Genomic DNA, 20,552 nt, shown 5'->3' on the forward strand with positions numbered 1-20,552 from the left:
ACGATGAGCGGACCAAGCTGGTCAGTCGACGAAGGTGGTGCGGGTTGTCCGTGATCAACGTGCGTGCATTCACCGATCTCGGGCTGGTGCGCAAACGCAACGAAGACGCCATCCTGGTGGCGGGATGGCTGAGCCAGACCCGCGAAGGATCCCTCGTAACAATGGATTTCGCGCCGACCGCACCGTTCACGTGTGCCGTCGCCGACGGTATGGGCGGGCATGCGGGTGGCGACCTCGCCAGTCGGGTCGCCCTGACGGTCATCTCCGAGCGGTCGGTGGACTGGGTCGACCCGTCCGACATCGAGGACACCCTCGTCGAGACCAGTGAGCAGGTACGCGCCGTCGGAGTCGACGCCGACCTGCAGGGGCTGGGGACGACCGTGGCCGGCCTGTGTCTGCTCGACGGAGGGCTCGTCATCTTCAACGTCGGTGACAGCCCGGTCTTCTCGATCACCGACGGCGTCCTGACCCAGATCTCCATCGACGACTCGGTGTTCGACGTGAACGGACGTCCGACGAACATCATCACCCAGTCGCTGGGGCAGATCCCGCCGGTTCAGCCCCACCTCGAGGTGCGGCCCGTCGAAGCGGGTACGTATCTCCTGTGCTCCGACGGTGTCAGCGGGGTGATGTCACCCGAGGAATTGCGGGAGGCCGTCCGGCAGCCAGACCTCGACGAGTTGGCCGAGACCATCATCGAAACCACCCGCCGCAACGGCGCCCACGACAACTTCTCGTTCCTCATCGTGGAGATTCCGGAACTGTCCTCCGACGGATAGTCTGTCGCACGACGGCCCAGCCGACGAGGAGGATGGCCATGGTGGGGCGGTACGTGAAGGCGCAGTTGTTGGTGCTGCTGTGCGGCGGACTGGTCGGCCCGATCTTCCTCGGCGTGTACTTCACCGTCGGGCAGGTCATGTTCGGCGATTCGATGCGCTGGATGTTCTGGACCGGCCTGGTCATCACCGTGGTCGACGTCCTGGTCGCCCTCGCCTTGGCGAACTACGGCGCGCGCTCGGCTGCCAAGACCCAGATGCTCGAGGCCAACGGTGTATTGGCGCTCGCGAGCGTCACCTCCATCGGTGAGACCGGCACGCGGATCAACGACCAACCGCTGGTGAAGATCGGGTTGCACGTCGAGGGACCGGGCCTGCGACCCTTCGACGTTCAGGACAAGGTCATTGCGTCGGTAACGCGGCTGCCGCTCATCACCGGGCGAAAGTTGGTGGTGCTCGTCGACCCAGCCACCAACGAATACGAGATCGACTGGAACCGAAGCGCTTTGGTGGGCGGCATGATGCCCGCCCAATTCACCCTTGCCGAAGACGGTGACCGAACCTACGACCTGTCCGGGCAGTCGGAACCGCTGATGGAGATCATGCAAATCCTCAAGGCGCACGGAGTGCCGATGAACGGCACCGTCGACATTCGCTCCAATCCCGCTGTCCGGCAGCAGGTGATGAACGTGGTCAGGCGCGCCGCCGCCCAACGGAATGCTCCGGCCGCCCACACGGCCGCCCCACCAGCGCCCGCCGCGCCACCAGCGCCCGCCGCGCCGCTGGCTCCGGCCGGGCCGTCGACCGCGCAGCGCCTGCAGGAACTGGAGACGCTGCGCGCAATGGGCACCATCTCCGAGGACGAATACACCGCGAAGCGACAGCAGATCATTGCCGAACTCTGACCCGTTCTAGAACACGTTCCATTTTGGCTGCTAGCCTGCACCTGGCATCGTGCACGGACGACGAAGGGTCGGTTGATGGCAGTCACACTCGAGGGACGGGTCGCATTCGTCACCGGCGCGGCCCGCGGACAAGGCCGGGCCCATGCCATCCGCTTGGCCAACGAGGGCGCCGACGTCGTCGCCATCGACGTGTGCGCGCCGGTGTCGGACACCATCACCTACCCGGCGGCCACCTCGGCCGACCTCGCCGAGACCGCCAGTGCCGTCGAGGCGACGGGCCGCAAGGTGCTCGCTCGAGAGGTCGACATCCGCGACCTCGCCGCCCAGCAGCAGGTGGTCGCCGACGCGATTGAGCAGTTCGGTCGGCTCGACGTCGTGGTGGCCAACGCGGGGGTGCTCAGCTGGGGCCGGATGTTCGAGATGACCGAACAGCAGTGGGACAGCGTCATCGACGTCAACCTCAACGGCACCTGGCGGACCATCCGCGCCACGGTGCCCGCCATGATCGAGGCCGGTAACGGCGGATCGATCATCGTCGTCAGCTCGTCGGCCGGGCTCAAGGCCACACCCGGCAACAGTCACTACGCGGCGTCCAAGCACGGACTGGTCGCCCTCACCAACTCACTGGCACTAGAGGTGGGGGAGTACGGCATTCGCGTCAACTCGATTCACCCGTACTCCATCGACACTCCGATGGTCGAGCCCGAGGCGATGATGGAGATCTTCGGCAAGTACCCGACCTACATCCACAGCTTCTCGCCGATGCCGTTCCACCCCGTGAACCACGACGGCAAGAAGGGTCTGCAGGAGTTCATGACGGCCGAGGAAGTTTCGGACGTGGTGACCTGGCTGGCCAGCGACGCGTCGGCCACCATCTCGGGCTCTCAGATCGCCGTCGACCGCGGAACGATGAAGTACTAGACGGGCTAGTTCGGCAGCACCAGCACCGGGACCGGGCTGTGGCGCACGATCTTGGTGCCCTTCGAGCCCAGGAACACTCGGGCTATCGGTCCCTGCGGCGAGGTCCCGATGACGAGGAGGTCGCCGTCATCCCAGTCCGGTGCATCCAGAGCCCGGTCCCACCCGTTGCCCGTCACCACCTGAAGGGTCACGTCGTCACCGACTATGCCGTCGGTCTTCAACGCCGCCAACGCCTCGCGTGACGCCAACGCCCAGGATTCCAAGATCGACGTCTCGGCATCCAACCCGACCTCCGGGGGATACATCGTGCGACCGCGCACCGCAAAGGTGATGACGCGCAACGGGATCCGCAGCTGTTCGGCGAGCGCGGCGCTGCGCCGTACGACGTGCAACGAGTCCGGGGTGCCGGGGTAGGCGGCGGTGATCCGCGTCAACCCGTGGGACTTGGCGCCCCGATAGCTGCGCGGGGATATCGCCAGCGGCACCGGTGAGGAGTGCAGCAACCGGTCGGCGGTCGAGCCCACCACGACGCGGCCCAGGCTGCCGTCCGACGCCGAACCCAACACCAGCGCTTCGGCATTCATGTCGGCCACCGCCTGCAGCAACCCGCCCGGCGCCGAGCGGTGCGCGTACTTGTGGAAGCTGACTTCGAGGCTGGCGTCGATCTCGGCAATGCATTCCTTGGCCTGCGTCGCGGAGTCGGCGGCCAACCGGTCGGCGTACTGCGCGTACTCGGCGTCGACGCGCGCAGGGGACGGCGTGGTCCACGGCTTGGGCACGACGGTGACCACCGACAGTGACGTCTTCAGTGTTCTGGCCGTTTCGACCCCGAGGTTGAGGGCCGAGGTCCCCGCCTTGCCCGCCAGGTAGCCGACGACGACAGTCATGCGCGATCTCGCTTCGCTTCTCGCTGGGAAGTCATGCGCGATCTCGCTTCGCTTCTCGCTGGGAAGTCATGCGCGATCTCGCTTCGCTTCTCGCTGGACGGTCACTAGTTCTCGTCCCTGCGCGAGACGATCTCGACGTCGTCCACCCCGGGCGCCGGCGCGACGACGCCACCGCCGCCGTCGTTGAGCGCACTGTGATGCCGTCCCCACACCAGGTAGTAGGCGAGCACCACGGCGACCCACGCGCCGAACGCGATCCAGGTGTACCAGTGCAGGCTGTAGAGGATGTAACCGCACGCCAGTATCGACAGGATCGGCGTGACGGGGTACAGCGGCACCTTGAACCCGCGCGGCAGATCGGGTTCGCGCCTGCGCAGGATGATCACCCCGAGGGACACCACGATGAAGGCCGTCAGGGTCCCGATCGACACCATGTCGGCGAGCTTGTCCAAGGGGATGAACCCCGCCAGGATCGACACCACGACGGCCACCACGATGGTGTTGTTCACCGGCGTCATGCTCTTGGGGTTGACCTTGGCGAACATCGAGGGCAGCAGCCCGTCGCGACCCATCGCGAACAGGATGCGCGTCTGGCCGTACATGGTCACCAGCGTCACGGAGAAGATCGAGATGACCGCACCCGCGGCGAGCACGGTACTCCAGACCGTCAATCCCGTGACGTCGTCCAGGATTTGGGCGAGTCCGGCCTCTTGGCCCTCGAAACCCGTCCAGTCCTGCGCGCCCAAGGCGGCGAAGGTCACCAGTAGATAGATGCCGGTGACGATCAGCAGCGCGGCAATGATGGCGCGCGGCATGGTCTTCTGTGGATCCTTGACCTCGTCACCGGCGGTGGACACGGCGTCGAGACCGATGTAGGAGAAGAAGATCGTGCCGGCCGCGAGCCCCACTGCCGCGGTGCCCATCGGCGCGAAGTTGGCGAAGTGGTCGGTGGTGAAGCCGGTGAAGGCGATGACGGAGAACATCGCCAGCACGCCCAACTTGATCAGCACCATGATGGTGTTGGCCCTGGCCGACTCCGACGCACCGCGGATCAGCAGCAGCATGCACATCACCACCAAGACGATGGCGGGCAGGTTGACGATCCCGGGGTCGTCGTCCCACGGCGCTGCGGTGATGGCCTGCGGCAGGCTGACGCCGAAGACGTTCTGCAACAGCTTGTTGAGGTACTGGCTCCACCCGACGGCCACCGCGGCGGTCGACACCCCGTATTCGAGTAGCAGGCAGGCGGCCACGCCCATCGCGACGAACTCGCCGAGGGTCGTATAGGCGTAGGAGTACGTCGACCCGGAAACCGGCACCGCAGAGGCCATCTCGGCATAGCAGATCGCGGCAAGACCGGCGGCGACGCCGGCGAGTACGAACGACAGCAGCACCGCGGGCCCGGCCTGGGGGACTGCCTCGGACAGTACGAAGAAGATGCCGGTGCCGACGGTGGCGCCCACGCCGAACATCGTCAACTGGAACACGCCGATGGTGCGTTTGAGTTCCTGGGAGGCGCCGTGTGCGACGGGTGCGCCCATGATTGGGCGGCGACGCAGCATCTGTTCGGTCAAGCTAACCGACGGTGTGGGTGATGCCATGGTGCCTCCTCGGCAGGCGTCAAGCGGTGGCGGCCGTTGGTGATGCGAGGGCCTCGGCCAGAACTGTGGCGAACTGGTCGACGGCCCAGTCGATCTCCTCCTCGGTGATGACGATTGGCGGGGCGAACCTCAGGGTGGAACCGTGTGTGTCCTTTACGAGAACACCGCGTGCGGCCAACCGCAAGCTGACGGACTTTCCGGTGCCGATCCGTGGGTCCACGTCGACGCCGGCCCACAGGCCCATTCCGCGCACCGCGAGCACCCCGTGGCCGACGAGTTGGCCGAGGCGGGCGTGCAGTCGTCGTCCGAGTTCGGCTGAGCGCGACTGATATTCACCGCGCTCGAGCATGGTCACCACCGTCGTCCCGATGGCGGCGGCCAGCGGGTTGCCGCCGAACGTCGACCCGTGCTCGCCGGGATGCAACACGCCGAGCACGTCGCGGTTGGCCACCACCGCCGACAGCGGCACGACGCCACCGCCGAGGGCCTTGCCGAGGAGGTACACGTCGGGCACCACGCCCCAGTGGTCGCAGGCGAAGGTCCGACCGGTGCGGGCGAGACCGGCCTGAATCTCGTCGGCGATCATCAACACGTCACGATCGGTGCACAGCGCCCGCACTCGCGGCAGGTAGTCGTCGGCCGGCACGATGATGCCCGCTTCGCCCTGAATGGGTTCCAGCAGGACTGCGACGGTGTTCTCGTCGATCGCGTTGGCCAACGCATCGGCGTCACCGAAGGGCGCGGCGCGGAAACCGGGTGTGTAGGGCCCGAAGCCGCGACGGGCGGTCTCGTCGTCGGAGAAGCTGATGATGGTGGTGGTGCGGCCATGGAAGTTGTTGTGCGCCACGACGATATTCGACTGGTCGGCGGGCACGCCCTTGACGTCGGTGCCCCACTTGCGGGCGACCTTGATGCCGCTCTCGACGGCCTCGGCTCCGCTGTTCATGGGCAAGACCATGTCCTTGCCGCACAGATTGGCGAGTGCGGCACAGAACGGGCCGAGCCGGTCGGAGTGAAAGGCCCGGCTGATCAGGGTGACGGTGTCGAGCTGGGCGTGCGCGGTGGCGAGGACCTCGGGGTTGCAATGGCCGAAGTTGACCGCCGAGTACGCCGCCAGGCAGTCCAGGTAGCGGCGGCCCTCGACGTCGGTGATCCAGGCGCCCTCGGCCGAGGCGGCGACGACGGGAAGCGGCGAGTAGTTGTGCGCCGCGTAGCGCTCGTCGACCGCGATGGCAGCCGCCGACGAGCGCTCGCGCGAGGAGCCGACTGGCCCTGTGAGGTCTCCTTCTCCGGTCATGACGGTTTCCAGGATGGTCACGAGTACACCTCCAGCGTGCAGCATTTGACGGATCCGCCGCCCTTGAACAATTCGGACAGGTCGATCCCGATCGGCTCGAAGCCGAGCTCCCCGATCTGTTCGGCGAAGCCGACCGCGTTGGCGGGCAGCAGCACGTGCTTGCCGTCGGAGACCACGTTGAGGCCCAGGACGTAGGCGTCGGCGGAGGAGACCTCGACGGCGTCCGGGAACAGTCGACGCAGCTGCGCTCGCGCGTCGTCGCTGAAGGCGGGCGGGTAGTAGGCGACGGTGCTGTCGTCGAGCACCGCCAGCGCGGTGTCGAGGTGGTAGAAGCGCGGGTCGACGAGTTCCAGGCTGACGACGCGCCGGCCGGTGAGCTCGGCGATCTCGGCGTGGGCCCGCAGGTCGGTGCGGAAGCCGTAGCCCGCCAGGATGGTGGGGCCGACCACCAGGAGGTCGCCCTGACCCTCGTTGACGTACTGGGTGGCGTGCGGCGTGAAGCCGCGACTGCTCATCCAATCCGCGTAGGCAACGGCCTCCCCGGCGCGCTGCGGGTAGGCGAAGCGCGCGACGACGGCGACGCCGTCGACGACCAGACCGCCGTTGGCGGCGTAGACCATGTCGGGCAGGCCGGCGACGGGTTCGACCATCTCGACGGTGTGGCCCAGCGTGCGGTACGTCGAGCGCAACGCATCCCACTGGCGCACGGCCAGCGCGGCGTCGACTGGCGTCGACGTGTCCATCCAGGGATTGATCGCGTACTCCACGGCGAAGAACGTCGGAGCGGTCATGGCGTACCGGCGCAGACGCGGGGTACGGACGCGGGCCGTCGCGGAGGCGGCTTCGGGCGCCGGGGTGCCGGCAAGATCAGCGATCGTCATGCCAGAAACGATATGGCGGTGTCCTGACGCAATCAATCGCCACTCATTGCGTGTCGATGCGCGATCCGTTGTGCCAAAGCTAGGATTGCGGCGATCTGTTGTTTTAAGAAAGTGAGACGCCGTGGACCGGCTGGATCAGACCGACGAGCTCATCCTCGCCGAGCTCGCCGACCATGCCCGAGCGACCTTCGCCGAGATCGGGCAGCGGGTCAACCTGTCCGCGCCCGCGGTGAAGCGACGGGTCGACAGGATGCTCGACGACGGGGTCATCCGCAGCTTCACCACCGTCGTCGACCGCAACGCAATCGGTTGGAACACCGAGGCATACGTGCAGGTGTTCTGCCACGGCACGATCGCCCCCGCCGAGCTGCGCAAGGCGTGGATCGGCATTCCCGAGGTGGTGAGCGCGGCGACCGTCACCGGCACGGCCGACGCCATCCTGCACGTGCTCGCCCGCGACATGCGCCATCTGGAGGAAGCGCTGGAACGCATTCGCGCGAGTGCCGACATCGAGCGCAGCGAAAGCATCGTGGTGCTGTCCAACATCATCGAGCGCGCGCCCGTCTGAGCATGGGTGGCGCACTGGAGACGACGACCGTCGTGTAAGAAAAGCCCCGTGACTACTACCGCGGGCATCGTCATCGTCGGGGGCGGACTGGCCGCGCTGCGCACCGCCGAGCAATTGCGCCGCGCCGAGTTCGGCGGGCCGATCACCCTCATCAGCGACGAGGATCACCTCCCCTACGACCGGCCCCCGCTGTCGAAGGACGTGCTGCGCGCCGAGACCGACGACGTGACGCTCAAGCCCGCCTCCTTTTACGAGGAGAAGGACATCACGGTCCGCCTCGGCTCGGCCGCGACGTCTCTGGACACCGCGGCTCGAACGGTCACCCTGGCCAGTGGCGAGACCGTTCCCTACGACGAGCTCGTGATCGCAACGGGCTTGGTGCCCAAGCGGATTCCGTCGTTTCCCGACCTCGAGGGCATCCGCGTGCTCCGAACCCTCAACGAGAGCCTGGCGCTGCGCGCGCATGCCGGCTCGGCGAAGAACGCCGTCGTCATCGGTGCCGGTTTCATCGGCTGCGAGGTGGCGGCCAGTCTGCGAGCGCTCGGCGTCGACGTCGTCCTCGTCGAACCGCAACCCACGCCGCTGGCCTCGGTGCTCGGTGAGCAGATCGGCGAGCTGGTTGCGCGACTGCACCGCGCCGAGGGCGTCGACGTCCGGTGCGGTGTGGGCGTCACCGAGGTCGCGGGTACCGGTCACGTCGAGAAGGTCGTATTGTCCGACGGCACCGAACTCGACGCCGACGTCGTCGTGGTCGGCGTCGGCTCCCGTCCGTCGACCGACTGGCTCGAGGGCAGCGAGATCGCCGTGGACAACGGCGTGCTCTGCGACGCGGCCGGGCGTACCAGCGCGCCCAACGTGTGGGCGGTCGGAGACGTCGCCTCGTGGAAGGACGCTCTGGGTGAGCAAGTGCGCGTTGAACATTGGAGCAACGTCGCCGAGCAGGCCCGCGCCATCGTGCCCGCCATGCTTGGCCAGGAGCCGACGTCCACGGTGACGGTGCCCTACTTCTGGAGCGACCAGTACGACGTCAAGATTCAGTGCCTCGGCGAGCCGGAGGCCGACGACGTCGTGCACCTCGTCGACGACGACGGCCGCAAGTTCCTGGCCTACTACGAGCGCGACGGCGCCGTCGTCGGCGTCGTGGGCGGTGGCATGCCGGGCAAGGTGATGAAGGCCCGCGCCAAGATCGCCGCCGGCGCGCCCATTGCCGACGTCCTCGCGTGATGTCGGCGTGATCACCGGCGCTGACCGCCGCTGATCACGCCGAAGTCACTAGAACTGGCCGAGGTAGAAGCGCACGCCCTGATCGTCGACGCACAATGCCGAGAGACCGTAGGACTGTGCGGACGGTTCCTGCAGCACGGTGCCACCCGCCTCGCGCACCCGACCGACCGCCGCAACGACGTCGTCGACTGTCCACATCGGCACGGTCGCCGGCGTCGTGCTGCCGCCCGCCATGCCCGCCATGGGGTGGACGCCGCGGGGCTCCCAGCCGTCGTCGATCCGGCCGGGGTCGAAGCTCCAGCCCAGCACCTGGCCGTAGAAGTGGCGGAAGCTCGACGAGTCGGCCACCTCGAAGGTGACGTAGGAGAGTTCGCCGGGCCCCGTGCCGTTGAGCGCGGGCCGAGGGTCGTCCCCGGTGGGTTGGTAGACCGCGAACGCGGTGCCCGCGGGATCGGTCGCGTCGACCGTCGGACCGTGCGGGGTCTGCACGACGTCGCCGGCCTGGCCGCCTGCCGCCAGGATCGACTGCCGGGCCGCCGCCACGTCGGACACGGCGTAGCAGCAGAACAACGTGGGCGTCCCGGCCATGGCGACCACGCCGACGGGCCGATCGGTGTTGGTGACCCGACGGGAGTCGGCGTCGAATTGCCAGCCCAGCACGCGGCCGTAGAAGGCCGCCGATCGATCGGGATCGCGCGTCCACACCGACACGTAGGCGATGTCGCCATGACGGATCGGACCGACCGTTCCGCTGAGCGGTCCGTTCAGCATCCACCGGTGGCCGAACGGGTCGATCACGCTGGCGCTGCGGGAGCCGTGGGCCTCATAGATGTCACGCTCGACGCGGGCGCCACGAGCGCGGGCGCGCCCGAGTGCCTCGTCGGTGTCGGCGACGTGCAGCATCAGGCTCACCGAAACCGACTGTGGGGCAGGGGCCCTCAAGCCAACTTCGGGAAACTCGTCGGCAAGGTAGAGCACGCCGCCGCCGATCGACAGCTCGGCGTGGCCGATGCGGCCGTCGTCCATCTCGATCGGATCGCCCAGCACGACGGCGCCGAAGGCGGTGACGTACCACGCGATGGCGTCGCGGGCGCCGGCGACGGCGAGGTAGGGCAGCGCCGCGGGCCGGGGTGGTGCGGGCGCAAGCGCGCTAAGTTCGGTGACGGCGAGATCGGTGTCGCTCACGGTGGCTCCTCGGGGTAGCGAGACGGCGGATTCGAGCCGGGCTCTCAGACGGGCGGCGAACTGCGGGTCGGGGTTCACCGGAAGGTCGTCGCCGCGCAGCACGGTCAGCGGATCGGGTTCGGTCATGACGCACCGCCCTCCGGATAGCTCGACTTGAAGGCTCGGCGGGCCCGCACCAACAGCGCTTCGGTGGCGTGCACCGTGCGGCCGATCAGTTCGGCGCACTCGGGCACGGACCGGTCGTCCAGGTAGCGCAGGGCCAGCACCACCCGATGGTGTTCGGGCAGTCGCGCCAGGACACCCTCGGCGACGATGCGGTCGAGTTCGGCGTCCCAGTCGTCGGCGGGGTCGACGGGTTCGGGCACCTCGGCCACCGGGACGGTGAACCGGTCGTGTCGTCGGCGATAATGGTCGGCCAGCTTGTGCCGGGCGACGCCGATCAGCCACGCGACCGTCATCGGCGGTGGCACGTCGCGTCTGGCCGCGTCCATCGCGGCCAGGAAGGTCTCCGACGTCAGGTCCTCGGCAACGCCGCGGTCGCCGCAGCGCCGGACGAAGTACCCGTACACGACGGGTAGCGCCTCGTCGTACAGCGTGAGCAGCACGTGGGGCGCGTCCGGAGCGGACGATTCGGCTTCCACACCCTCATCGTCGCCGCTGGGCTCCGAACTCCGACGCCCATTCTCGCGATTCGTGCACCCGTAGCCGCGGTGAGCGCGGTCAACCGTGCACGAATCGCCGGGGCGCTAGGGGTCGAGGGCGCCCAGACCGGCGCTGACGGTGTCGAACGCCTCGCCGAGTGCCCGCGGTAGGGACACCGAGGGGTCGGCCAGCCAGTGTTCGTAGGCCGAGAGTGCGACGCCGAGCATCGACCACGCCGTGGTCTGGGGGACCAGGTCGGCCGCCTGCAGATGCAGTCGCCGGGCGACGAATTGCGCGATGACCGCCCGCCATCCCGCGTACATCGTCATGGAGTGCGCCTGCAGCGCGTCGGTCTCGAGGATCACGCGCATGCGCTGGCGGTGGTGGGCGGTCTCCGCGTCGTCGAAGCTGTTGAACGCCAACAGCGTAGACCGCAGCGCCGCGGTGGTCGGCACGTCGGCGGGCACGGCGTCGAGCAACTCGCGCATGTAGGCGAGATGTGCATCGAAGTCACCCCACGGAATGGCGTTCTTGGACGGGTAGTAGCGGAACAGCGTCCGCCGGGCGATGCCGGCGGCGCGGGCCACGTCGTCGACGCTCACGTCGTCGAAGCCGCGGGCGGCAAACAGTTCGAGCGCCACGCTGGTGATGTGGTCCCCGGTGGTGGACCTCCGTCTGCCCACTCGGGCGGCAGGTTCGCGACTCATCGACATCCGCCCTTCCGTTTCGGCACTCGATGCCATATTGTTGCGATCTGCATCACACTCGTCGACATCTTCCTCCACCGAAAGGCGAAACCATGGAGCCGACTCAGCAGTCCGAGACCGAATCCGAACTCGTCACCGAGAGCCTCGTCGAAGAGGTGTCCATCGACGGCATGTGCGGCGTCTACTGACCGTGGTCGCCTCCCCGCAGCCGACAGTGGACGCCCAGGCCTTCGATCCGGACGTCCGCTGGCGGCTGCATCCGCAGGTGGCAGTGCGGCCGGAGCCGTTCGGCGCCCTGCTGTATCACTTTGGCACACGCAAACTCTCGTTCCTGAAGAACACCACGATCGTCGAGGTGGTCACGTCGCTGGCCGATCACCCCGACGTCAGGTCGGCCCTTCGCGCGGCTGGCGTCGACGACGCCGGGTTGGCGCCCTACCTGCACGCGCTCGGCGTGCTGGTCACCTCCAAGATGCTGGTCCGCGAGGAGAACCCATGACGACCACCATGTCCCCGGCACCGGTCCCGCGCCTGGTCGAGCAGTTCGAGCGGGGTTTGGATGCGCCGATTTGTTTGACGTGGGAGTTGACCTACGCGTGCAATCTGTCGTGTGTGCATTGCTTGTCGTCCTCGGGTAAGCGCGATCCGCGGGAGCTGAGCACCCGGCAGTGCATGGACGTCATCGACGAGTTGCAACGCATGCAGGTGTTCTACGTCAACATCGGTGGTGGTGAGCCGACGGTGCGATCGGACTTTTGGGAGTTGGTGGACTACGCCACCGCACATCAGGTGGGGGTGAAGTTCTCCACCAACGGGGTCCGCATCGACGAGAAGGTGGCCGCGAGATTGGCGGCCAGCGATTACGTCGACGTGCAGATCTCGTTGGACGGGGCGACTGCGGAGGTCAACGACGCGGTGCGTGGTCCGGGGTCGTTCGCGATGGCGATCCGGGCGTTGGAGAATTTGTCGGCGGCGGGCTTTCAGGACGCGAAGATCTCGGTGGTGGTGACCCGCCACAACGTCGGGCAGCTCGACGAGTTCAAGGCCCTGGCCGATCGGTACGGTGCGACGTTGCGGATCACGCGGCTGCGTCCGTCGGGTCGGGGTGCCGACGTGTGGGACGAGCTGCATCCGACGGCGGCTCAGCAACGCGAGCTCTACGACTGGTTGGTGGCCCACGGCGAGGGTGTGTTGACCGGGGATTCGTTCTTCCACCTCTCGGGGCTGGGACAGCCCGGCGCGTTGGCTGGGCTGAACCTCTGCGGTGCCGGGCGGGTGGTGTGCCTCATCGACCCGGTGGGGGACGTCTACGCCTGCCCGTTCGCCATCCACGACCGGTTCCTCGCGGGAAACATCCTGTCCGACAGCGGCTTCCAGAACGTCTGGCAGAACTCGAAGCTGTTCGCCGAGCTGCGTGAGCCGCAGTCGGCGGGGGCGTGCGGCAGTTGCGATCATTACGACGGATGCCGTGGTGGGTGCATGGCGGCGAAGTTCTTCACCGGTCTGCCGTTGGACGGACCCGACCCCGAATGCGTGCAGGGCTACGGCGAACCCGCCCTGGCCCGCGAGCGCGACAAGCCCAAGCCCAGCGGCGACCACTCCCGGTCCGGCGGCCGCACGGCGCCGATCCCGCTGACCCTCCTCACCCGTCCACCGCAGGGCCTGGTCGCCGGCGGCCCGGCTCCGAAGAAATTCTGCAACGAAAGTCCCGTATAGACCATGGCTCGAGACAAGTGGTTCGAAACCGTCGCCATCGCCCAGCAGCGCGCCAAGAAGCGGCTGCCGAAGTCCGTCTACAGCTCGCTGATCGCGGCCAGTGAGCGCGGCATCACCGTGGCCGACAACGTGGACGCGTTCGGTGAACTGGGCTTCGCACCCCACGTGATCGGCGCGCTGGAGAAGCGTGATCTGGCCACAACGGTGATGGGACAAGAGATCTCGCTGCCGGTGATCATCTCCCCGACGGGCGTGCAGGCCGTACATCCCGACGGTGAGGTCGCCGTGGCGCGGGCCGCCGCGGCGCGCGGCACCGCGATGGGCCTGTCCTCGTTTGCCAGCAAGCCGATCGAAGAGGTCATCGCCGCCAACCCGAAGCTGTTCTTCCAGGTGTACTGGCTCGGCGGGCGAGACGCCATCGCCGCGCGCGTGGAACGCGCCAGGGCCGCTGGTGCGGTCGGCATCATCATCACCACCGACTGGAGCTTCTCCCACGGCCGCGACTGGGGCAGCCCGGTGATACCGGAGGAGATGAACCTCCGCACCACCGTCAAGATGATGCCCGAGGGCCTCACCCGGCCGAGTTGGTTGCTGCAGTGGGCCAAGACCATGCGTCCGCCGAACCTGCGCGTGCCCAACCAGGGCAACCGCGGTGAGGCCGGCCCGCCGTTCTTCGCCGCGTACGGCGAGTGGATGGGCACCCCGCCGCCGACGTGGGAGGACATCGCCTGGTTGGTCGAGCTGTGGGGTGGACCGGTGATGCTCAAGGGTGTCATGCGGGTCGACGACGCGAAACGCGCTGTCGACGCGGGTGTCTCGGCAATCTCGGTCTCCAACCACGGCGGCAACAATCTGGACGGAACGCCGGCGTCGATCCGGGCGTTGCCGGCCGTCGCCGCCGCGGTGGGCGGCGACGTCGAAGTACTCCTCGACGGTGGCATCCGCCGCGGCAGCGACGTCGTCAAGGCGCTGGCGTTGGGGGCCCGCGCGGTCATGCTGGGCCGGGCCTACCTGTGGGGGCTAGCCGCCGAGGGACAACCGGGCGTGGAGAACGTTCTCGACATCATGCGCAGCGGCGTCGACTCCGCTCTGATGGGACTCGGCAAGGCCTCGATTCACGACCTCGTCGCCGAGGACGTGTTGACGCCCACGGGGTTCACCCGCGCACTGGGGATGCCCAGCGCCGAAAATCCCTAACCCTCCACCGCACCTCGACGCCGTCGCCGCTGGTCCCGGTGTGGCGGGCGGTGCTGACGTGGCGGACGGGGAGGCCCGCCGGTGTCGGTGTCGACCCTGGTTGAATCTCGTGCCGCACAAACGCCAACATTCGGCGCACACCAGGTGAATTCGTCCTAGGATCGGCGGGTGGCCTTCCCCAACGAGCTTGGGAACTCAACGGCACGGCAGCTCGATGATCTGTCCCCGGCGTTGATCGTCCCGCTGGGCTCAACCGAGCAGCATGGGCCACATCTGCCCGTCGACACCGACACCCGGATCGCCAACGCCGTCAGTCGGGGGATGGCCAATCGCCTCGGCGACCCGTGGCTGCTGGCCCCGGCAATCGCCTATGGCGCCAGCGGTGAGCATCAGGGGTTCCCGGGCACGGTGTCCATCGGCACCGCGGCGCTGCAGCTCCTGCTGGTCGAATACGGCCGATCGGCCTTCGAGTGGGCCTCGCGGTTGGTATTCGTCAACGGCCATGGCGGCAACGTCGCCGCGGTCGCCGCCGCGGTCGGTCTGCTCCGCAGCGAAGGCCGCGACGTTGCCTGGTGCCCGTGCAGTGTGCCCGGGGCCGACGCGCACGCGGGTCACACCGAAACGTCTGTATTGCTACATATTTCGCCCGGCGTGGTTCGCCAGCAGGAATGGGTGGTCGGCAACGAAGCACCGCTGGCGGAGCTCATGCCCCGGCTGCGCGAAGGCGGCGTCGCCGCAGTCAGCGCCGTCGGTGTCCTCGGCAACCCCACCACCGCATCGGCGGTCGAGGGGTCGCGTATCTTTGCTGCAATGGTCGACTCCTGCACCCGCCGCGTGGCGACGTGGCTCCCCGGCGCCGGGGGACTCTTGCAGTGACGGGACCACGACTGCCCGACGGCTTCGCCGTGCAGGTGGACAGACGAGTCAGGGTGCTCGGAGAGGGCTCGGCTCTTCTCGGCGGCTCGCCGACCCGATTGTTGCGGCTCGCGCCGGCTGCCCAGACGATGCTCGACGGCGGCCGCCTCGAGGTGCACGACGCCCAGAGCGCGCAGCTTGCGCGCACGCTGCTCGACGCCACCGTGGCGCATCCACGGCCGGCCAGCGGCCCCTCCCATCGTGACGTCACCATCGTCATTCCGGTGTTGGACAACGCGATTGGCCTCAGGCGCTTGGTGTCGACGCTGCGTGGCCTGTGCGTGATCGTGGTCGACGACGGCTCGTCGCGACCGGTTCGGATGGACGACTTCGCGGGCCTGCACTGCGAGGTGCGGGTGCTGCGGCATGACACCAGCAAGGGGCCGGCGGCGGCGCGCAACACCGGTCTGGCCATGTGTCAGACCGACTTCGTCGCGTTCCTCGATTCCGACGTGGTGCCACGCCGGGGCTGGCTCGAGGCGCTCCTCGGGCACTTCTGCGATCCCGCCGTCGCATTGGTGGCACCACGAATCGTGGGGTTGAACGAGCCACGCAACGTCGTGGCACGCTACGAGGCAGTGCGGTCCTCACTCGACCTGGGGCAACGTGAAGCGCCCGTGGTGCCCTACGGCACCGTCTCCTACGTGCCCAGCGCGGCCATCATCTGCCGTCGTAGCGCTCTGGTCGACGTCGGCGGATTCGACGAGACCATGCATTCGGGCGAAGACGTGGATCTGTGTTGGCGCTTCATCGAGGCGGGCGCGCGGTTGCGCTACGAGCCCATCGCGCTCGTCGGTCACGACCATCGCACCAAGCTTCGAGAGTGGTTCGCGCGCAAGGCCTTCTACGGTTCTTCGGCTGCGCCGCTGGCCGTCCGTCACCCTGGCAAGACCGCACCGCTCGTGTTGTCGGGTTGGACCCTGCTGGTGTGGGTGCTGCTGGCCATGGGCTCAGGGGTTGGGTACGTCGCCTCGACGGTGGTGGCCGCAATCATCGGACGGAAGATCGCGAAGGTACTCGGCGCGGTCGACACCGAACCCCGAGAGGTGGCGGCGGTGGCCGCCCAGGGTCTCTGGTCGGCGGCGCTACAGCTGGCCTCGGCGATCTGTCGGCACTACTGGCCCGTCGCACTCGTCGCCGCGGTCTGCTTCCCGCGATGCCGTCAGGTGGTGCTGGTGGCCGCCGTCGTGGACGGGGTGGTCGACTGGGCCAGCCGCAGCGCCACCGCCGACGACGACGCCAAGCGCGTCGGACTGTTCTCCTACGTCCTGCTCAGACGGCTCGACGACATCGCCTACGGCCTGGGCCTGTGGAAGGGCGTCGTGCGCGAACGTCACCTCGGCGCGCTCAAGCCGCAGATCCGAAGCTGACCCGTACCGTTGCACTCCGATGTTCTGATCGTCGGTGCGGGCAGCGCCGGTTGCGTTCTGGCCGAAAGGCTTTCACGCGACCCGGGCCGTTCGGTCACCGTCGTCGAAGCCGGGCCGGGGGCGTCGGAACCCCCGGTGGCGGCCCAGATCGCAGACGGGCTTCGGTTGCCGATCGGCGCGGGCAGTTCGGTGGTCCGGCGCTACGAGACGACGCTGACCGACCGTCCGCGGCGCACGGCGTCGATCATGCGCGGGGAGGTCGTCGGGGGGTCGGGGGCCGTCAACGGCGGCTACTTCTGCCGTGGCCTGCCCGCCGACTTCGACGGTTGGGGGATCCCCGGTTGGTCGTGGGACGACGTACTACCGCACTTCCTCGACATCGAGACCGACCTGGACTTCACCGGACCGCTCCACGGCTCCGCCGGACCCATGCGCATCGCACGTGTCGCCGATTTCGACGAGGGTGCAGCCGCCTTCGACGCCGCGGCACGTGGGCGTGGCTTCGAGTGGGTCGAGGATCTCAACGGCAACGACGGGGGGCGGCCGGGTGTCGGCCCGGTGCCGCTCAACGTCGAGCGCGGCACCAGGGTCGGACCCGGTGAGGCCTTCCTCGGCCCTGCGGTTGGGCGACCGAACGTGACGGTGCTGCACGACCGTAGGGTGCGGCGGATCCGGTTCGCCGGGAGCCGCGCCGTCGGCGTGCAGTGTCTCGGGTCCGGTGAGCTGACCGCCGACCACGTGGTGCTCTCGGCTGGCGCCATCGGGTCGGCGCACCTGCTGCTGCTCTCGGGCATCGGCCCGGCAGAGCAGCTGGCCGCGATGGGGGTCCCCGTGGTGGCTGATCTCCCGGTGGGAACCCGCTGCGTCGATCATCCCGAATGGGTGCTCCCCGTCGACTGGCCCGCAGCGCCCGGCCGGCCTCCGCTAGAGACGCTGCTGACCACCGCCGACGGTCTGGAGATTCGCTGCTACACAACCGGTTTCGCCACCATGACCGGATCGGCGCACGACCCGTCGGACCGGCCCCACCTCGGCGTCACCCTGATGCGGCCCCGGTCCCGCGGGCGGCTGCGCTTGACCTCGGCCGATCCGGCCGTGTCGCCTCTGATCGAACACCGTTACGACAGTGAGCAATCCGACGTCATCGCCCTGGCGGACGGCGCAGACCTGGCACACGATCTCGCAGGGTCGGGGTATCACGCCCGTGAATCGTCCTGGTCGACGTCGCAACACCTGTGTGGCACCGTCCCGATGGGTCGCGACGGCGAGGCGCCGTTGGACGAGCGATGCCGCGTGCGTGGCGTCGAGGGGCTATGGGTGGTCGACGGATCGATCCTGCCCGAGATCACCAGCCGTGGGCCGCACGCCACCATCGTGATGATCGGTCACCGGGCAGCCGACTTCATCGGGTGACCTGCCCCATCCTGACGAGGGCCTCGGCCAGCAGCGTCGCGGCGACCACGCCGTCGACGACGGGGACGCCGAGCCGCTCGGCGAGCGGCGCGGCGAACGGGGCCATCGCCGCGCAGCCCAGCACGATCGATCCGCTGGCGTCCTGAGCCAGGGCCGTCTCGCAGAGGTCGCCGATCGGCCCGACGGTGGTGGGATCGGAATCGATCCGCAGCACCGGGATGTCGGTGGCGTAGACGCCGAGGCACTGGCTTGGCGTGTAGGTCTTGGCCAGGGTCCACGCGGTCGGCACCGTCGCCGACATGGACGTGACCACCGAGAAGCTTCCGGCGCTCAGGGCGGCGGCGTGCATCGCGGCCTGCGCGATGCCCAGAACCGGAACGTCGACCGTCGTACGGACCTGTTCGAGCCCCGGATCGCCGAAGCAGGCGATCACGTAGGCGTCGGGACGGTCGGGTCCTGCTTGGGCACGGGCCACCACGTCGAGAAGATGTGGGATGCAGCGTTCTTCGTCGTCGTCGTTCTCGATGCTCGCGGGGCCCTCGGCCGGGTTGACGGCCATGACCTTGGTGGCCGGCCCCGCGACCGAGCGCGCCGAGGATTCGATGGCGGCCGTCATGGAGGCGGTGGTGTTCGGGTTGACGAGCAGCAGACGCACGCCACCAGCGTAAGCGGGAGTCAGCCCCGGTGCCGCCCACCAGCGGGCCGGCGCACGAGACGCGACTGGCGGCCGTCGCGGCCGGGGGCCCAGATTGCCACGAACAGCGCTGCCACCGCGATCACCGAGGCGAGCACGAGAACCGAGGAGTCCATCGCGTGCAGGAAAGCGGACTTGGCTAGTTCGGCGAGCGGCGCACCCTGCGGTCCCATCCGGTCGGCCACTGCGAGTGCCTCGGCGAGCGAGCCAATGGCGCGCTCACGGACGGGTTCGGGAAAGCGCGCGAGGTCGGGGCGGAGCTCGCTGGTGTAGCGCCCGGCGAGGATGGAACCCGCAACGGCGATGCCCAGCGCCGCCCCAATCTCGCGCGTGGCGTCGTTGACTGCCGAGGCCACCCCCTGCTTTTCGTCGGGCACCGCGCCCATGATGGCCGACGTCGTCGGCGCCGTGCACAAGCCGATGCCGGTGCTCATGACGATCAAGGGCCACGCCAGGTCCAGGTAGGACGAGTCCAGGTCGAGTAGGCGCAAGCACGACAGGCCCGTAGCGATCAGGACCAGACCGACCGTCACCGCAGCGCGGAGCCCGACCCTCGGCAGGTACCAACCGGTGGCGATGCTGAGGACGAAGACCGGCACCATCAGCGGCGCCAGAGCGAATGCGGTGCCGAGCGGGCTGTAGCCCATCACCAACTGGATGTACTGCATGGCAATGAAGAAGAAGCCGAAGTTGGCGAAGAACAGGATGGTGATGCCTAGCGCGCCGGTGGCGAAGTCGGGCCTGGCGAACAGGCGCACGTCGAGCAGGGGGGCGGGGAGCCGTAACTGCAGGGCGGCGAACGCCACCGAGCTTGCCACTCCTGCCGCCATGAAGCCCCATACCAGGGGATGCGACCAGCCTCGGATGGGCGCCTCGACGACACCGAAGACGAACAGCGCGACCGCAGCACCAATGAGGACGGCCCCTCGCCAATCCAGCGGCGCGGCGTCCTCGTCGCGGGAAGACGGCACGGTGCATGCGAACGCGGTGATGAGCGCTCCGGCCCCTGCGAAGGCCCAGAAGATCGACTGCCATGCCCAGAAATGCAGCAGAATGCCGCTTACCAGGAACCCGAGAACGGCCCCCGAGCCGACGACGCCGGCCCAAATGCCAACGGCCTTGCTGCGCTGCGACTTTGGATAAGCCGCGGTCAGCAATGACAGCGTGGCAGGCATGACGAACGCAGCCCCGGCGCCCGCTACGGCACGGGAAGCGATGAGGGCAACGGGTCCGTCGACGACGATCGGCGCGACGGAGGCCACGGTGAACACGGCAAGGCCGATCAACAGTGCGCCCCGCCTGCCGTAGCGGTCGCCGAACGCGCCGGCGGGCAGAAGGAGACACGCGAGGACCAAGGTGTATCCGTCGACGACCCAGGTGAGCTGGGACTGGGTGGCGGAGGTGCGGACGGCAATGTCGGGAAGCGCCGTGTTCAGGGCCACCATCGACGAGACGACCATCGACACGGCCAGGCAGGCGACCACCAGCAACCAGACACGGGCCCGCGACGACGGCTCGGTGGCCCTTGCGCCGATATCCTGTTCTGACGACATCAGCGAGTCGACCACAGCGTCACCCCTCCGACTCATGACAGTTTCGAGACTACCAGTCTCGGAAGACCGATAGTCTCAGAAATCGAAGTCGCCAAGGATG

At 68.3% G+C, this 20,552-nt stretch carries 21 protein-coding genes; 12 read left to right on the forward strand and 9 right to left on the reverse strand.

Annotation, left to right across the window (positions count from 1 at the left end; all coding sequences use genetic code 11):
• The first annotated feature begins 50 nt into the window (after nt 1-50).
• The 3 genes from H7K45_RS13685 (at nt 51) to H7K45_RS13695 (ending at nt 2,602) form a co-directional block, all read left to right on the forward strand.
• Nucleotides 51-779, forward strand: a complete 729-nt coding sequence (locus H7K45_RS13685) for a PP2C family protein-serine/threonine phosphatase (RefSeq protein ID WP_263996997.1) — start codon at nt 51-53, stop codon at nt 777-779.
• A 38-nt stretch (nt 780-817) separates the two neighbouring features.
• Nucleotides 818-1,681, forward strand: a complete 864-nt coding sequence (locus H7K45_RS13690) for an SHOCT domain-containing protein (RefSeq protein WP_263996345.1) — start codon at nt 818-820, stop codon at nt 1,679-1,681.
• 75 nt (nt 1,682-1,756) lie between these two features.
• On the forward strand, nt 1,757-2,602 hold the full coding sequence (locus tag H7K45_RS13695; protein WP_263996346.1) for a mycofactocin-coupled SDR family oxidoreductase: 846 nt from the start codon (nt 1,757-1,759) through the stop codon (nt 2,600-2,602).
• 5 nt (nt 2,603-2,607) lie between these two features.
• On the opposite strand, the gene H7K45_RS13700 is transcribed toward H7K45_RS13695, so the two are convergent.
• From H7K45_RS13700 to ddaH, 4 genes are all read right to left on the reverse strand, one after another.
• Nucleotides 2,608-3,489: a universal stress protein gene (locus tag H7K45_RS13700; RefSeq protein ID WP_263996347.1), complete on the reverse strand. Its 882-nt coding sequence runs from the start codon at nt 3,487-3,489 to the stop codon at nt 2,608-2,610.
• Between the two features lie 104 nt (nt 3,490-3,593).
• Nucleotides 3,594-5,051: an amino acid permease gene (locus H7K45_RS13705; protein WP_263996998.1), complete on the reverse strand. Its 1,458-nt coding sequence runs from the start codon at nt 5,049-5,051 to the stop codon at nt 3,594-3,596.
• Nucleotides 5,052-5,109: 58 nt separating this feature from the next.
• On the reverse strand, nt 5,110-6,408 hold the full coding sequence (rocD, locus tag H7K45_RS13710) for an ornithine--oxo-acid transaminase (RefSeq protein ID WP_263996348.1): 1,299 nt from the start codon (nt 6,406-6,408) through the stop codon (nt 5,110-5,112).
• Nucleotides 6,405-7,268, reverse strand: coding sequence for a dimethylargininase (gene ddaH, locus H7K45_RS13715; RefSeq protein WP_263996349.1), 864 nt, complete (start codon nt 7,266-7,268; stop codon nt 6,405-6,407). Before ddaH ends, rocD begins: the two co-directional genes overlap by 4 nt.
• 121 nt (nt 7,269-7,389) lie before the next feature.
• Between ddaH and H7K45_RS13720 the strand changes: the two genes are divergently transcribed.
• Both H7K45_RS13720 and H7K45_RS13725 read left to right on the forward strand, forming a co-directional pair.
• On the forward strand, nt 7,390-7,836 hold the full coding sequence (locus H7K45_RS13720) for an Rv2324 family transcriptional regulator (protein WP_263996350.1): 447 nt from the start codon (nt 7,390-7,392) through the stop codon (nt 7,834-7,836).
• Nucleotides 7,837-7,884: 48 nt separating this feature from the next.
• Nucleotides 7,885-9,060, forward strand: coding sequence for an NAD(P)/FAD-dependent oxidoreductase (locus tag H7K45_RS13725; RefSeq protein WP_263996351.1), 1,176 nt, complete (start codon nt 7,885-7,887; stop codon nt 9,058-9,060).
• Between the two features lie 48 nt (nt 9,061-9,108).
• Here H7K45_RS13725 and H7K45_RS13730 read toward each other — a convergent pair whose 3' ends face one another.
• The 3 genes from H7K45_RS13730 to mftR all read right to left on the reverse strand — a co-directional run bounded on the left by H7K45_RS13730 (nt 9,109) and on the right by mftR (nt 11,594).
• Nucleotides 9,109-10,371, reverse strand: coding sequence for a VOC family protein (locus H7K45_RS13730; protein ID WP_263996352.1), 1,263 nt, complete (start codon nt 10,369-10,371; stop codon nt 9,109-9,111).
• A complete protein-coding gene (locus tag H7K45_RS13735; RefSeq protein ID WP_263996353.1) occupies nt 10,368-10,886 on the reverse strand; it encodes an RNA polymerase sigma factor in 519 nt (172 codons plus the stop codon). The genes H7K45_RS13730 and H7K45_RS13735 overlap by 4 nt, the downstream gene beginning before the upstream one ends.
• A 105-nt stretch (nt 10,887-10,991) precedes the next feature.
• Entirely contained in the window at nt 10,992-11,594 is a 603-nt protein-coding gene (gene mftR / locus H7K45_RS13740; protein ID WP_263996354.1) for a mycofactocin system transcriptional regulator MftR, read from the reverse strand.
• 92 nt (nt 11,595-11,686) lie between these two features.
• Between mftR and mftA the strand changes: the two genes are divergently transcribed.
• The 7 genes from mftA to mftG all read left to right on the forward strand — a co-directional run bounded on the left by mftA (nt 11,687) and on the right by mftG (nt 18,205).
• Nucleotides 11,687-11,782, forward strand: coding sequence for a mycofactocin precursor MftA (gene mftA / locus H7K45_RS13745; protein WP_263996355.1), 96 nt, complete (start codon nt 11,687-11,689; stop codon nt 11,780-11,782).
• Entirely contained in the window at nt 11,767-12,093 is a 327-nt protein-coding gene (gene mftB, locus H7K45_RS13750; RefSeq protein WP_372512538.1) for a mycofactocin biosynthesis chaperone MftB, read from the forward strand. Before mftA ends, mftB begins: the two co-directional genes overlap by 16 nt.
• Nucleotides 12,094-12,101: 8 nt before the next feature.
• Nucleotides 12,102-13,310 (forward strand): mycofactocin radical SAM maturase, encoded by a 1,209-nt coding sequence (mftC, locus tag H7K45_RS13755; protein WP_263997001.1) that lies wholly within the window; start codon nt 12,102-12,104, stop codon nt 13,308-13,310.
• Nucleotides 13,311-13,313: 3 nt separating this feature from the next.
• Nucleotides 13,314-14,507, forward strand: a complete 1,194-nt coding sequence (gene mftD, locus H7K45_RS13760; protein ID WP_263996356.1) for a pre-mycofactocin synthase MftD — start codon at nt 13,314-13,316, stop codon at nt 14,505-14,507.
• A 168-nt stretch (nt 14,508-14,675) separates the two neighbouring features.
• The gene (gene mftE / locus H7K45_RS13765) at nt 14,676-15,383 is read left to right on the forward strand and encodes a mycofactocin biosynthesis peptidyl-dipeptidase MftE (protein WP_263996357.1); all 708 of its coding nucleotides are present in this window, start codon (nt 14,676-14,678) and stop codon (nt 15,381-15,383) included.
• Nucleotides 15,380-16,792 (forward strand): mycofactocin biosynthesis glycosyltransferase MftF, encoded by a 1,413-nt coding sequence (gene mftF / locus H7K45_RS13770; RefSeq protein ID WP_263996358.1) that lies wholly within the window; start codon nt 15,380-15,382, stop codon nt 16,790-16,792. Before mftE ends, mftF begins: the two co-directional genes overlap by 4 nt.
• Nucleotides 16,793-16,801: 9 nt before the next feature.
• Complete coding sequence (mftG, locus tag H7K45_RS13775; RefSeq protein ID WP_263996359.1) at nt 16,802-18,205, forward strand: mycofactocin dehydrogenase MftG; 1,404 nt, start codon at nt 16,802-16,804, stop codon at nt 18,203-18,205.
• Here the strand turns inward: mftG and H7K45_RS13780 are convergent.
• Complete coding sequence (locus tag H7K45_RS13780) at nt 18,195-18,860, reverse strand: aspartate/glutamate racemase family protein (RefSeq protein ID WP_263996360.1); 666 nt, start codon at nt 18,858-18,860, stop codon at nt 18,195-18,197. The two genes, mftG and H7K45_RS13780, sit on opposite strands and share 11 nt — an antisense overlap.
• Before the next feature lie 20 nt (nt 18,861-18,880).
• Nucleotides 18,881-20,467 carry an MFS transporter gene (locus tag H7K45_RS13785; RefSeq protein ID WP_263996361.1) on the reverse strand — a complete coding sequence of 529 codons (1,587 nt, stop codon included), beginning with the start codon at nt 20,465-20,467 and terminating at the stop codon, nt 18,881-18,883.
• Nucleotides 20,468-20,552 lie beyond the last annotated feature (85 nt).

It is taken from the genome of Mycobacterium yunnanensis (genome assembly GCF_025823185.1).
GTDB classification, from domain to species: domain Bacteria; phylum Actinomycetota; class Actinomycetes; order Mycobacteriales; family Mycobacteriaceae; genus Mycobacterium; species Mycobacterium yunnanensis.